This is a genomic window from Frankia sp. R43 (assembly GCF_001306465.1).
Taxonomy (GTDB): Bacteria; Actinomycetota; Actinomycetes; order Frankiales; family Frankiaceae; genus Parafrankia; species Parafrankia irregularis.
On the sequence record NZ_LFCW01000016.1, the window covers coordinates 44912 to 59665 of the forward strand.

5 protein-coding genes, 2 pseudogenes and 1 CRISPR repeat array are annotated in these 14754 nt (G+C 69.3%); of the genes and pseudogenes, 4 read left to right on the forward strand and 3 right to left on the reverse strand.

Annotated features, from left to right (window positions below):
- Positions 1-63: 63 nt before the first annotated feature.
- Positions 64-2877: a CRISPR-associated helicase/endonuclease Cas3 gene (locus tag ACG83_RS40225; RefSeq protein WP_054571498.1), complete on the reverse strand. Its 2814-nt coding sequence runs from the start codon at positions 2875-2877 to the stop codon at positions 64-66.
- A gap of 176 nt (positions 2878-3053) precedes the next feature.
- Positions 3054-3685: a CRISPR direct-repeat array (repeat unit 28 nt; unit sequence GTCGTCCCCGCGCACGCGGGGGTCTTCC).
- A gap of 324 nt (positions 3686-4009) precedes the next feature.
- On the opposite strand from ACG83_RS40225, the gene ACG83_RS47435 reads away from it, so the two are divergent.
- Positions 4010-6916, forward strand: a complete 2907-nt coding sequence (locus ACG83_RS47435) for a toll/interleukin-1 receptor domain-containing protein (protein ID WP_054571499.1) — start codon at positions 4010-4012, stop codon at positions 6914-6916.
- A 313-nt stretch (positions 6917-7229) separates the two neighbouring features.
- On the opposite strand, the gene ACG83_RS40235 is transcribed toward ACG83_RS47435, so the two are convergent.
- Positions 7230-8639 carry a serine/threonine-protein kinase gene (locus ACG83_RS40235; protein WP_161934859.1) on the reverse strand — a complete coding sequence of 470 codons (1410 nt, stop codon included), beginning with the start codon at positions 8637-8639 and terminating at the stop codon, positions 7230-7232.
- 727 nt (positions 8640-9366) lie between these two features.
- Here ACG83_RS40235 and ACG83_RS43490 point away from each other — a divergent pair.
- Positions 9367-9570, forward strand: a pseudogene (locus ACG83_RS43490) (hypothetical protein); the annotation flags it as partial.
- 1860 nt (positions 9571-11430) lie between these two features.
- Here the strand turns inward: ACG83_RS43490 and ACG83_RS40240 are convergent.
- Positions 11431-12306 carry an NYN domain-containing protein gene (locus tag ACG83_RS40240; RefSeq protein WP_235498506.1) on the reverse strand — a complete coding sequence of 292 codons (876 nt, stop codon included), beginning with the start codon at positions 12304-12306 and terminating at the stop codon, positions 11431-11433.
- A 1182-nt stretch (positions 12307-13488) separates the two neighbouring features.
- Between ACG83_RS40240 and ACG83_RS43495 the strand changes: the two are divergent.
- Both ACG83_RS43495 and ACG83_RS45080 read left to right on the forward strand, forming a co-directional pair.
- Positions 13489-13767 (forward strand): annotated as a pseudogene (locus ACG83_RS43495) (Tn3 family transposase); the annotation flags it as partial.
- A gap of 262 nt (positions 13768-14029) precedes the next feature.
- Entirely contained in the window at positions 14030-14560 is a 531-nt protein-coding gene (locus ACG83_RS45080; protein WP_152991664.1) for a hypothetical protein, read from the forward strand.
- Positions 14561-14754 lie beyond the last annotated feature (194 nt).

The window sequence follows — 14754 nt, forward strand, 5'->3', positions numbered from 1 at the left end:
GGGACCGCGTCCCCTACGGCCCTTTTCGTCCCGCAGGTTCCGGCCCCTGGTGCGGATCGGCGTTTAGCGCGAGCCTGTCCGCGTGTGGGTCAGGCCGCTGCTGTCGTCATAGGTCAGGTGGTATCCGCCGAGCCGCGCGGACAGGTCGACGTCGAGTTCGAGGGCACGGACACGGCCGAGCCATGGGTCGTCGCGCCAGCCCGGCAGAGGCGCGAGGTCCCGGCGCGCGGCATCAGTGAGCTCGGGCCTGGCGGGCAGGCGGATCGTGGCGCCGACCGTGTCCTCGAACACCTTCTCGTCGCTGACCGCCGCCTCACCCGTCAGGCCCAGCGGCCGGCCGTTGAGCGTGAGGAATCCGCCGGACGGATGACGCCGCACGAGAACGACCTCCACCGACTCATCGCCGTCGCGGACCACCGCGGCGACCCGTTCCTCCGACTCCAGCGCCTTCGTCGACCGCTCATGCAGGCCGTCCAGTGTCGCAGCGCCGAGCCGTCCCTCCCCGGACAGGAGAAACACGGACGCGTTCGACTCCCGAGTCTCCTGCTTCTGTTCCCACTTCTCCTGGTAGCGGGCCGCGGTCGAGGCCCACTCCGGCGGGCCCAGCGGCGCCGAGCCGTAGCCTTCGGCCACCAGCGCGGGGACCTGGCCCGGGATCGACCAGCCCTCACCGGCCGCCGCGGCGGCGACCAGCGCGGCCGAACGCACCAGCAGATGATCCCCGTACACGACGCCGCTGCCCGACGGCCACGTCGGAACCCTGCCATCAATGAACCGCACCCCGGTCACGAGGACCCGAGGCACACGGAACCATTCCGGACGATGGTCAGCTGGCCGCTGATGGCGATGCAGCCTGCCGATCCGCTGCAACAGAAGATCGATCGGCGCCAGATCCGTGACCAGAAAGTCGACGTCCACGTCAAAGGACTGCTCAGCCACCTGAGTGGCGACCACGACCAGACGCTCCGGTCGCGGCACAGCGCCGTCACGGCCTAGTGGTCCCAGCTGGTCGATCACCGACTCGCTGCGCTCGGCACGCGTCTCCGCGACGAACCGACTGTGCAGCAGAACAACATCGTCGCCGAACACGGGACGCAGTGCCGTGAAGACCGCCTGGGCACGCCCGACGGTGTTACACACCACCAGCGCACACCCACGGTCCCGGACCTCCGCCGCCACCGCGGCGGCAACCGTCTCCGAAGCAAAGTCCTCCTGTTCCTCAAGGACCTCCACCCGGACCTGCAGCGGCTCACGTTCCGACTGGTGCGCCGCGACCGCTGTTCTGGGTTTCCCATCGACCACGCACACCGAGGTCACGTTCGGATACCCCACCGGCTCCTCGAGCACATCCAGGTCGGCCTCGACATCCGCACGCTGCGCCGCGCCCTGCACATAGGCGCGGACCAGGTCCCGGCGCATCTGCGGCGGCAGGGTCGCGGACAACAGCACCACCGGAACACCCGCGTCCGCCAGCCAGCGCAACGCCTCGAACAGGAACTGCGCCATGTACACGTCGTAGGCGTGCACCTCGTCGAGGACCACCACCCGGCCCGCCAGCCCGGCGTGGCGCAACATCACATGCTTCGTCCGAGTCGCCGCGTGCAGCAGATGATCGATCGTGCCGACCGTGACCGGCGCCAGCAGACCCCGCTTACGACCGAAGAACCACTCCGCCGCAGCGACAGCACCCGCCGCCGGCCGGTCCGGATCCGCAGACGCACCGACACCGTAGTCGTCGCCAATCCCGTACTCGTCACCGTCGTGAACACCCCCGAACACGACCGAGCGACGTAGTTCCATCCACCGGCGGTTGAACCGCGCCCGGCCATGCAGCAGGTGCAACGGCGCCTCGCGGTCCACCCGCTCCGACCAGTCCTGGACCCGGGCGAACATCGGATCCGCCGTGGCCTGCGTCGGCATCCCCACGAACACCCCATCCGCACCGAACCGCCGCGCGAGCACCTCGACCGCCACCAACGCCGCCTCGGTCTTCCCCTCCCCCATCGGCGCTTCCACAATCAGTAGGCCCGGAGCAGGCATGCCCTGCGCGGCCTGCACCACACCCTGCTGAATCGGCCACGCCGGCTTCCCAAACCGGTGCAACACCAGGTCAGGCACGCCCGCGGGAGCCGGCGCACCCGCCCGCCACCCGCCCCGAAGACCAAGGACCTCCCACGCCCGACCAGCCCGATCCCGGGCGCCTTCCCACGACACCTCCGACAGCGTCGGCAACCCTCCGAACCGGGTCTCGTCGCTCGCGATCCAATCCGCCATGATGATCAGTCCGGAAATCGTGAGCTGCTCCGCGCGTCTCGGCACCCGAACATCCGCCAACGACGCCAGGTCCACCGACAACTCCGCGGCGACCCGTCGCACAAACCCGTCCTGCGCCTGCGCCCACACCGGAGCACGCCCGTGGGCCTGGACATGGTTCCGCGAGTCCGTGTCAGGCAGCGCTGGTATCAGCCCGTGATGGCCGGCGATCAGCGGCCACACCCAGTCAGTACCCTCCCGGCTCCACCCCGCCCCCGCTAGACAGCGGCGGACGATACAAGCACCAGCCGCGGAATGATGCCACTGACGACTCTGCCGCACCGTCAGTCCCCGCCAACCCAAACCAACCGCCTGCACCCGAGCAGCCAGCCCTTCATCCTTCATCTGAAACGCCGGAGTCGCCTTGCCCACATCATGCAACCCGCACAGCAACGCAAACAGCACCCGACCTTGCCCATCACTGCAGGCATCCAGAAACCGTCGCACCGAAGAAGAAAGGTACCGATCGAAAACCAGCTCACCGACCGCCGCCGCGTCCAACAGATGCCCCAGCAGAAGATGCGCCGAACCCCGACCGTTTCGCGGCTGCGACTTCCCCCACACAACACCCAGCGCCGTATCCTGCAAGGGACCCCCCAAGGCGACCTAACAACCCACGATCCAACCATCACCAGGCCCCGCCAAGGCCAGCGCCCTCATCGCCAGGAACAAGATGATCACGCGGTGGGCCACTGATAATTTTCGGCACCAATGAGCTGCAAACCCCCAGGTCAGCAAGTGTCATCCCCGCGCACGCGGGGGTCTTCCCATCCGCCACACCGTGCACGGGACCCGTGAGGAGTCGTCCCCGCGCACGCGGGGGTCTTCCCCGGATCGGCCTCGCCACCGCTACGTCCACGGTGGTCGTCCCCGCGCACGCGGGGGTCTTCCCGTGACACCTGACAGGATCTCGCAGCTTGCCCTGTCGTCCCCGCGCACGCGGGGGTCTTCCGCGGACGATGTAGCCCTCGGCGTCGGTGCCGTGGTCGTCCCCGCGCACGCGGGGGTCGTCCTCAGTTTCATGCACCAGGCGCAGGGCTCCGTGGGTCGTCCCCGCGCACGCGGGGGTCTTCCCTGACCACGACAGAAGGACCGGAGGCCGCAGCGGTCGTCCCCGCGCACGCGGGGGTCTTCCCCGCCGGGTCTGACACCCGCACTGCCACACCCAGTCGTCCCCGCGCACGCGGGGGTCTTCCGCAGGTCATGCTGTTCCACCCGGACCAGGTCTCGTCGTCCCCGCGCACGCCGGGGTCTTCCGCCATCACGTCCGGCGTGGCCGTGGCATCGTCCCCGCGCACGCGGGGGTCTTCCCGGGCTGAACGCCTGGTCGCGCACGGACGGCGAGTCGTCCCCGCGCACGCGGGGGTCTTCCCCAGCTGACCGGAGGGGCCGCCACGCACACGAGGCCACGCAACGGCCATCCTGGAACCATGTAATTTCGCGTATACGCGTCCAGTGCACCTGCGCCTGCCGAATCGTATAGATGATCGCGGCCGTTGAGGTAGCCACCCGACCAGTGAGGGCAGCGCGGCGGAGGTGGTGACGTACCCGCCCACGACGACCGCGCGCCGCCGCCGGCAGTCCTCTCTGAGGCCCAGAGCAGGACCGATGGCCTTTGTAAGCGGCAAACGTCGCTTGACGTGTCACGATGCGTAGCGCGGGAGATTGATCGCGGTACTTGGCAGGATGGGCTGTTATGGGCACGGGGGATCCCACCACCGCGCGCGGCGGGCCGGCGGGAGTGGACGCATTCGTCTCCTACACGGGGGCGGACGAGGCGTGGGCGCTGTGGGTTGCCGCGGTGTTGGAGGCCGAGGGCCAGCGGGTTCGGGTGCAGGCGTGGGACTCGCCGGCAGGGACGAACTTCGTCGCCTGGATCAACGATCAGATGACCCTGGCCGCCCGCACCGTGGCGATCTGCTCGACGGCTTACTTCGCGTCGCACTGGTGCACTCTGGAATGGGCCGGCGCCCTGGCCGGTAACACCCTCACCCCGCTGCGGATCGAGGCCTGTCCGATCCCGCCAGTCCTGGCCACCATCGCCTACCGCGACCTGCACGGCGTCGACGAACCCACCGCCCGACGGCGGCTGGTCGAGGCCGTCGGCCTGGCCGTTCCGGCCCGGGTCTCTCCCGGGTTCCCTGGCGGGCCCGCCCCGGCGCCGGCGGGGGCGATCTTCCCGGGCGGCCCACCGGGACAGGGCGGGACCCCCGCGGCCTTGGCCGGCCCTCGGCCGCCGGGGGCGATACGGGTCATCGACGCCGATCCATACCGGTTGGGGGTGCACCGGGCGATCCACCTGCCCGACGCCGATGACGACACCTTGCCCACCTACGTCGACCGCGACATCGACCACGCCCCCACCGGCAGCCGCGCCCGGCTGCGGGCCGCGGCGGCCCGAGGTGGGTTCGTGCTGCTCGTCGGTGGTTCCTCGGCCGGCAAGACCCGCTGCGCCGTTGAGGCCATCCGCGCCGAGCTGGCCGACTGGTGGCTGATCCACCCCACCGACACCGCCCAGATCACCGCCCTGGCCGACAGCCCACCGGCCCGCACCGTGCTGTGGCTGGATGAGATCCAGACCTACCTGGGAGGCGAACACGGGCTGACCGCCGGCACCGTGCGGGCGCTGCTCGACGCCGGGCTGGTGCTGGTAGGCACGATCTGGCCGCACCGGCACCGCGCCTTCATCACACCCCCACCCCGCCACGCCCACGACGACCCGTACCGGTGGGAACGCGACACCCTGCGCCAAGCCGCCGTCGTCGACGTCGACGACGAGTTCACCTCCACCGAACAGGCCCGCGCCCGCGCGATCTCCGAGAAGGACCCTCGCGTTCAGGCCGGACTCGACAACCCCGACGACGGGCTGACCCAGGCCCTGGCCGCCGCCCCTGCTCTGCTCCGCCATTGGACCAGCGCCAAAGCCGACGAACCCTACGCCTGGGCCGTCGTCACCGCGGCCTTGGACGCGGCTCGTCTTGGTGTCCGCACGCCGTTGACGGTCGACCTGTTGCGCGCCGCCGCCCCCGGCTACTGCACCCCCCGCCAGCGGGCTACCGCATCACCGGACTGGTTCGATCATGCCCTCGCCTACGCCACCACGCCCCTGCACGGCGCCACCGCCGCCCTCAACCCCGTCGGCGCCGGCATGGGACAGCTCGCCGGCTACACCGTCGCCGACTACCTCCTCCACCACACCACCCACACCCGCGAGCACGAACGAGGCCCCGCCAGCCTCTGGACCGCCCTACGCGACCACCTCACCCACCCCTACGACATCACCCTCATCAGCAGCGCGGCCCTGAGCCGGCGGATCTACGCCATCGCGGTCCCGCTCCTCCAGTGCCGTGCCGACGCCGGCGACTGGCGCGCCGCCTACGATCTGGCGCGGCTGCTGGCCGAGGCGGGCCACAAGAAGACTGCTGTCAACCTCCTCCGAGCCCATGCCGACGTCGGCGCCGGGTACGTCGCCTACCGGCTGGCCGAGTTGCTGGCCGAGACCGGGCAGTACGACGAGCTACGCGCCCGCGCTGTCGCTGGCGACCGGTGGGCCGCCCAGGAGCTGGCCCTGCTGCCGACCGAGAGCGGGCAACGACACAAGCTCATCACTCGCTCCGTCAGGCGGGATGGCGTCTGGCAGCTGGCCGAACTGCTGGCCAAAGCGGGGCGGTGGAAGGCCGCTATCCATGTCCTCCGCTTCCGCGCCCGGTCCCGTGGCGGAGACGGGTTCGCTGCCTGGCTACTGGCCCAGCGGCTGGCCCAGACCGGGCGGCGGAAGGCCGCTGTGAACCTCCTCCGAGCCCGTGCCGACGCCGGCGACCGGGACATTGCCTCCCGGCTGGCCGAGTTGCTGGCTGAGACCGGGCAGCACGACGAGCTACGCGCCCGCGCCGACGCCGGTGACCAGGACGCCGCCCGCCGGCTGGCCGAGTTGCTGGCCGAGACTGGGCAGGAGGATGAGCTTCGCGCCCGTGCCGACGCGGGCGACTGGAACGCCGCCGACGAGCTGGCCGAGTTGCTGGCCAAGGCGGGAGAGCGGGACGAGCTTCGCGCCCGTGCCGACGCGGGCGACCGGAGCGCGGCCTACCGGCTGGCCGAGTTGCTGGCCGAGACTGGGCAGGAGGATGAGCTACGCGCCCGTGCCGACGCGGGCGACCAGAACGCCGCCGACAAGCTGGCCAAGTTGCTGGCCAAGGCGGGAGAGCGGGACGAGCTACGCGCCCGTGCCGACGCCGGCGACCGGAACGCGGCCTACCGGCTGGCCGAGTTGCTGGCCGAGACTGGGCAGGAGGATGAGCTACGCGCCCGTGCCGACGCGGGCGACCAGAACGCCGCCGACAAGCTGGCCAAGTTGCTGGCCAAGGCGGGAGAGCAGGACGAGCTACGCGCCCGTGCCGACGCCGGCGACCGGAACGCGGCCTACCGGCTGGCCGAGTTGCTGGCCGAGACTGGGCAGCAGGACGAGCTACGCGCCCGCGCCGACGCCGGCAACCGGAACGCCGCCGACGCGCTGGCCAAGCTGCTGGCCAAGGCGGGGGATGATCGGCTGCTGAGGTTCGGGTTCGACGTACACGGGCGGATCGCCGACGAGCCGACCTGGTAAGACGGAGGCCCTCCCGAAACTCCCCTCTGAGTCGCCGCGTCGTCAACCTTTCCGCAGCGATCCGTCGCGCCGGCCGTCCTCCGTGCCAACGCACCCGGTCCGATCATGCCCGGTGCTGGCAGGCCTGTTCTGGTGCCCGGTAATCGCCGGGGATCCCAGGCCCCAGCCCTGTTGACAGAGCAGGGCTCCCACCCCCTTTGTGACACGTGGACATGGCCGATACAGGCGTGCCTTTCGACCATTGACCAATATTGCTGGTGGACCGCGAGGATCGGGCTGATGCGATCTACCTGATCTTGTGGCGGTACCAGCGCTACAGCTCGTTCTCGCGGATCACTGCCCGGTTCGAATCCGGCGAGAACTTCGTTCCCCTGTCGGCAAAGGTGTCGCGGCGATCTGTTGTCCCCGACTCGACCGGGGCATCCGCCCACACGTCCCACGACCGGACGCCGTTGATAAGCATGAATTGCCCGTTTACCGAGAAGTCGCAGAAGCCTGAGTCCCAGCCCAACGGGCCCACGTCGCGGTACCGGCCGGTGCGCACGTCCCAGAGGATCGCGCGATAAGCCAACCGACCGGCGACCAGGTATCCGTCCGGGGAGATCGCGCCCTCGAGCGTATTGCCCGGCGGGTCGTCCCAGAACCCTCCCATCTCAACACGTGGAGCGGGCGCGGGCGCTCCGTCTATCTTCTGCGCGTAAACCTTGGCCCCGGTCACGGTCACGAGGTAGCGCTCGAACCCCAGCCTGGACCAATTGTCGAGCGTCGCGACGTGCAGCACCGAGCCGATCATCCGAAGGGCCATGATCCAGCCGCCCGGCTCCACCACGACGGTGTTCCCGGACCTGGTGTCGCGGAGCTCAACCGTCCAGGTGTCGGCGATCGCGACGACATCGTCGATCGGCTCGACCGGAGATACGACGCGGGCGTGGCGGGCCGCCGGCCAGGTGCCGAGCAACGTCGCGAGTAGTTCCTCCGCCGAGGGCCGGCATTCCGGCGCCTTGTCGAGGGCCCGCGCCAGGATGTCACGCAGGGCGGGATCGCCGTCCGGCAGCCGTGGCGGGTCGGTGAGGATCGCATTCCTGAGCTGCTCGGCGCCGGTTCCGTCGAAGGGAAACCATCCCGTACCCGCGTAGACGACCAGGCATCCCCAGGCAAAGATGTCGGTCGCTGTGGTCGCGGCATCGCCGTTCCACTGCTCTGGCGCCATGACCTGCCAGGTCCCCGGCTGCTGGAACCCGCTCGGGGTCAGCCGGAGCACGTCGTCCAAAGCCCGCGAGATACCGAGGTCGATGACCTTCGGGCCGGTGCGCGACAGGATGACGTTCGCCGGTTTGATGTCGCGATGCACGATCCCGGCTCGATGAAAGGCGGTCAGGGCGCTGAGGACGTTCACGGCGACCTGCCGGACGTCCGGCAGGTCGAGCGGCCCGTGCTCGCGGATCTCGTTGTGCACGGTGGGACCCGGCACGTACGCTGTCACCAGGTAGGGCCGCTTCGCCTCCACGTCCGCGTCGACCACGGCCGGGGTGAATGGGCTGTCGATCAGGCGGGCGTGCGCAACCTCGCGAGCGAACCGTGCTCGGAACGCCTCATGCCGCGCCAAATGGGGATGGATAGTCTTCAACGCCACGCGGCGCCCGCCGGGCGTTTCGGCGAGGTACACCGTGCCCATACCGCCCTCGCCGAGGCGACCCCGCAGGCGGTAGGAGGCGATCGACACCGGGTCGTCGTCGTCCAGCGACGCGACACCGCTGGGTAGTTCCCGGTCCGCAGCCGTCACTGCTGACCGCCGTTGGCCTCGCACCGCCCCGTTGCAGACACCGCGCCGTCCCCGATTCTGTACCACGCGTCCCTGCGGTCCGCCGCAGACCGCGCGCGGGTTCGACCGGCGACTGCATAAGTCTACAGACATCGTTCGAACGGTTCGTTCCAGCCGGGAAGGCAATCCGATCGCCGGCTCCGTCGCACCTCCGGTTTGGGAACTGACCCGAGCGAGGTGACTGGCACATTCAAGCAGCCTCGATTGATCTAGGAGTGGACGCTCAGGCCGAGACGGTTCGCCTCCTATGTGTAGCGGCGCAGAGCAGGTTCGGGGCGGTTTTGCCTTCCGAGGAAGCGAGGCATGTCAACCGCAGCGGCCGGCAGCCGGCACGATGGCCGCCGCCAGGGTGGTGAACGCGGCTGCCGGCCGCAGCAATGGGTCGGCAGCGACGGCGGTTCCATCGTGGCCGCGGCGGTTCCGTGAGGGCCCGGCGACCTGGGCACCAGCGCTGCCGCGCCAGGAGACAGGCCAGACCGGTCCAGCGCGAACCGCATAACTGCCGCATTCGAGGTCCGTGCGTCGGTGGGGTCACTGGCGGTGACGCACCCCCGCCGTTTCGGGGTTCGACGACACCCGGGCCCGCGCGGCCCGCGTCGACCCGGGCGGGGGCGGGGGACCCGGGGCGACGTTGGCCCCCGGTTCCCGGGCCGCCGGGCCCGCGATGGCGTTCACGCTCATCGAGGCCGCCCAAGCCCGCTGGCGGGCGGTCAACGCATCTCACCCCGTTGCCCTCGTCCGCGCCGTCTTCGAAGGAGGCCAGCTCATCGAACGCCCCGCCACCGCCCGCATCACCCAAGTCGCTCAAACGATTATCGTCCACGAGCCCTGACTATTCTTTCCTTGGGGCCTATCTGCACGGCCTACGGTGATCAGGCATCGAGTGACAGTGGGGGCCTAGCCCAGCGCACCTCGACTTCACCAATCTCCGAGAAATCACACGGGTGGCGGCGTGCTATCGAACCAATGGCGCTGTCGAAGTTGGCGTCAGGGCGCTGGAGGTCGGGACGGAGCCCGCGACCAGCACCCACTTCTGAGCCTGGCCGTAAGTGCCTTGGCACTCGTAGGTGTACCCGGTGCCGCCGGCTGAACTCTCGCTGGAACGGGAACCCTCATAGCACCCGGCGCTGTTCACTTCGCCCTGGGGAGTTCCATCGGGGAACGTGGGTCCGTATTCGACTATCGCCCCGCTGGGTAGTGTGCGAGGCGGGGGCAATGGGGCCGGGCTGGCCATGGGCGCGGGCGGCGTAGTCGAGGCGATCGGGGCGCCGAACAGGAGCCAGTATTGGGCGCCGTTGACGGTCGTGCAACGGTAGGTGTGACCCGTGCGGTTCTTGTCCCGCTGGACAACGACACTGCCCACGTCGCACCCCTCCAGGCCAGTAAATCGCGTCGGCACCACCGAGGCGGGAGCGGACTGACCGAGCGGCGCTTGACTCGACGCGGGCTCGGCCGGCTGAGCCGAGATCGCCGCTGTCGACGCGGCTTCGTCGGCCGGCGATATTTGGCATCCTGCGGCCCCAGCAAACGCGAACGCGAGGACGAGCACGATAAACAGACTGCGACGCAATGTAGCCCCCCGTGAACCTTGTAGATGCAAGGATAGGGGGCGGCTTGTCAGGGGCCTTCACGGGGTTGCAGGTGAAGCGGATCAGCTCTTGCCCGCCTCGAGATATGCCGCACGACCCTGCGCACGTCCCGCCAGTGATCGTTGACGACATGGGCTGGGTGGGATGGGTGGGGGCGCCGGTGGCTCCGTCGCCAACAAGATCAGCGGGAGATCCCGCTCCTGCGTACATCTGGCGTTCGTTGGCCTGCCGGCCGGTCCCACACGTCGATGGCGATACCGCCCCTTGATCGGTATCGAACAGTAGCTGCCCGATGGCGGATCTCGCCAACGCATCAGCGCCCCGGGCGCTGTTCGCCCTGATGGGACTGGATCACAGCGCGCGGGGCCAGCGGACCGGGCAGGTCAGAGTCCGGGCGGGCGCGCCATTCTGCGGCGCCAGCAGACGGAGTGGGTGTGGGAGAACAACGATCGTGCGTGTCGTGCGGTTGACGCATTCAGCCCGCGTGCCGGAACCACTTCCCAGCAGAACGAGATCGCGCTTTCGGATAGGCGCCTACCCCGTCCGATCTCCGATTTTGCACAGGAACTCGGCATCCTGGAAGGAACCCTCGGAAGCTGGGCCACCATTGGCCGGCGCGCCCTCCTTTCTCCAAACGATCGGTACCGGTCACGCCCTTGTCTGGAACATCCGCCGCAACCACTACGAATTCGCCGCCGGAACCCCTCAAGACTGCGGCTGGCGGCTGCGTTCAACGAACTCGCCGCAGCCATCTGACGACTGCTCACCGGGCAGCTGGCACGCCTGTTTCCCCGGAAGTCAACAAAGCCGATGAAAATCGGCCGCTCGCAGCCGTAGTTCCCGCAGTAGATCGGCTCTTCCGGGTCGCAGAAGCGGCTTATCGCACCGATGCCCAGGCGCTTCGTCCCCGAACGCGCGGAAATCTTTGCCTCGGAGGTCACGCTCGAACCATGTAATTGCCTCTTTCGAGGTCGCTCGCGGCCACTGGTGCAGCGGGCGCGGTTGGCCGGCCGATCACCAGGGAGGTGAGGGCTGCTGGGGCGGACCCGGTCCGCCCTTGGGCGCCGTCGGCGGGGATGAGGTCGTTGCGGTGCTTCGGGTGTCTACTTGACGCGTGCGTGGACGGGGCCGGCTTTGCCGGGGCCGTTGCGGTGGAGCTCGAACAGGTCGGTCGCGACCATCAGGTCGGTGAGACGGGAGTAGCCGTAGGTTTTCAGGACGACCGCGGGGTGTTTGCGGATGGCCAATCCGACGGCGGACAGGTGGGCCCAGCCGTCGGGGCCGGTGTTCGTCGTGACCGCCTCGCGGAGCCGGCTGATGAGTGCGGTGTCCGCGCGCAGCTCAGCGGTCGTCGCGCGGGTGGGAGGGCCGGCCACCGCCTGCGTCTTCGTCTTTGCCTGCGGGGCGGCGATGACCTGCGCCGGGCCGGTTTCCGGGCTCGGCAGGACGTTCCCCGTGACGTCGCTCGTCCCAGGCGGGGTGGCCTGGGCAGGTACGAGCGCCTGGTCGGGTTTCGCGGTGGGTGTCGGTGGCGTGTCGGTGATGAGGGTCTCGACGAAGACGAAGGTGTCGCAGGCCGCGGGTAGGCCCGGGTTCGTCTTCGTCTCTTCGCCGAACCCGTGGACGGTCAGTCCGCTCTCGCGGATCCGTTCGGCCAACCGAGTGAAGTCGCTGTCCGAAGAGGCGATGCAGATCGTGTCGATGGAGCCGGAGTGCAGCAGATCCATCGCGTCGATCGTCAACGCCAGGTCGGCCGCGTTCTTGCCCTTGACGGCGGCGAAGACTTGCACCGGCCGGATGGACAGCTCCTGCAGGGTCGGCTTCCAGCTCCTCAGCGAGCCCGACCAGTCACCATAGGCACGTCGGATCCGGACCGTCCCGTACTGGGCGCTCTCGGTGAGTAGCGGTTCGACTGCCCACCGCGGGATGTTCTCCGCGTCGATCAGGATCGCGAGCCGTGCCGAACCGGTGCCATCCACCCTGCTGGTTCCTCCCTTGCGGGCGCCCGGCATCCATGGCCACGGAACACGGCTGGCCGCCGACAGGATGCCACGTCGTCTGTGTGCTCGCAGCGTTCACCAACCCTCAGCCACCAGTTTGCCGCTGCCCCAGCCGGCCCGCTCCCAGCGCGCCGCATCTGGGCATGACGTGGTGAGTGTGGCGCTGCGCTCCCTGCCCTGCTCTGGATGACCGGTGAGCCGGACGCCTTCGCGGGAGCGCCGAGGAGGAGCACAATCAGTAACCGGCGATGTGGTCCGGTCCGGTCCGCACACGGCCGTTGGTTACCCGCTGGGTCCGTCCCGGGCGGGCCAGGTCGACACTTCCCGGTTCGGGATTGTCGACCCACGGTAGCGCGCCAGGATCTATGTCTGATATGGACCGTTATGAGCGATTTGACCCAGGGGTCGCCGACCGCGTGGTGCGCATTGGGTGCGCGGATGCTCCGGCACATCGCGGCATCGGCCGGCACGTTCCGGGACGAAACGCGCCCTGGCCTCGGATTTTCCGGCACGGGGCGGCACGTTCCGATATGCTCCGATACGCGGGTATCCGTCCTGTAATCGAGCGGTTAGGGGTTCGAGTCCCCTCGCCGGCTCCGGGCAGATACCCCCTGACCTGCGGTTTTGTAAAGTCTAAGATCATTTTTGCAAGATCGAAATGGGTTGGTGTGCGCATGGTGTGCGCATGGTGTGCGCATGGTGTGCGCATTTCGCGTGGGCACGCTGGGGCGATCTTGGTTTGGGCGTCATCTTTGGTTGTCCGAGGCCGGGATCTGCGGTCGCGACACCACCCCGACCATGGTTACGCTCCGTTAGTTTCGGTCCTTCTGGGGTGTGGGCGGGATCGTCGAGAACGATCCGCGCCGGCTGACGGCCGCCGATCCGCCGTCTCACCACGCGTAACCCCGGCACGGGGATCGGGCGTCCACGGCGCTAGTAGGGCCGGTGGCGGCGCCGCGGGTGCGGACGATCGCCACATCTCGGAGCGGAATCCGCGACGCCCCACCCCCGTCCCAGCGCGGTCGTCCCAGCCGCCACATGTGTGTGGCGCTCACGGTGCTCGTGAAGGTGACCAAGGCGCGTGGGTGGTGGCACGGCTGCGGAGACGTCATCCGGGCATGGCTCGACCTGTGCATCGGGATCCAGGTGGCGGCCTCCCGCATCCGCGCCCGCCACCTGGAGGCCCAGGCCGAGCAGGCGTGGTGCCTGACCCTGATCGCCAACGCCCTGGCGGCTTGGACGACCGAGTACTACGGGCTCGCGGTCGACGCGATGCGCGCGGCTGGCCGACGTGTCGACGACGAGGTGTGTGCGCATCTCCCCAGCGCACAGCGAGAACCTCAACTTCTTCGGTGCGATTGAGGGGACATCGACAGCGAGCCCGCGCAGCTCGGACCCACTGGCTATCGATCGCTTCGCGTCCGCGACACCCTGTTCTGACCACGTGATGCTCGCGTGCACCGGGTTGGCTTTCAGTGCCCGAGCGCCCTCGACGCCACTGGCCTTGCCCCGGTCGGTTTCACTCGATGGCCCGCGTCAGGCGAGGAACACGGTGACCGCCCTACTCCGTGCGCCGCTCCGGCGGCGCGAGGCCGCCCGTACCACCGTTCGCGATCTTGTCGAGAAGGGGGCGATTTATTCCCACGAGATCGAAGTGAGGCGGTTCGCGGCCTGTTAGCGATGGTGGCGTACAACATCCTCCATGACCGACAACGGGGGAGATCGTCAGCAAAGGCAGGAAGGCCCGGAGCGGCGGGAGGATCGGCTGCTGTGGGTGGCCCTCGCGATCACGCTGATGGGGCTGCTCGCGGGCTTGTTGGCCGGGCTGGCTGCGCCGCGCTCGGCTGACGAAGCGGGACGGATCGTACAGGTCATGCAGTCGCCGGCGACCGACTCTCCGTCGGCGAGTCGGTCGCCCACCGCACCGTCGACGAGCCATTCGCCGGATACGACCACGGGGACGCCGCAGCCACCTGTGGGAGGAGGGCAGGGAGGCCCTGCCGTGGCCATGGCCACGGCCGTCCCGCCGATTGTGATCAACAACTATCCGCCGGCGGAGTCCGTGGGAGGCGACAGCACTACAGGGGTGATCACCGCGATCGGCGGAGTCTCAGTGGGGCTGATCGGAGCGACCGCGGTGCTGCTGCAGTCGCTCACGAAGTGGTCGCAGCGTCACCGGCCAGTGCCCTCGGACGGCGGCGAGGGGGAAGATCGACCGGCGGGGAGCGCCTAACCCCACCCGTCGATCAGGTTCGGGAAGGTGGTGAGCGTGGCACTGCGCCTGATCGGCGACCTGGGCGAGGTCGCCGCCGTGTTGGCGGCGTTGGAGGGCGTGGTGGAGTGACCGAGCGGTCCGCGCCGTACCCGTCCCGTCGGGACCCTGGTAGGTGCGGGTGTACGACCGGGTCCAGACCGTGCCCCTTCCGG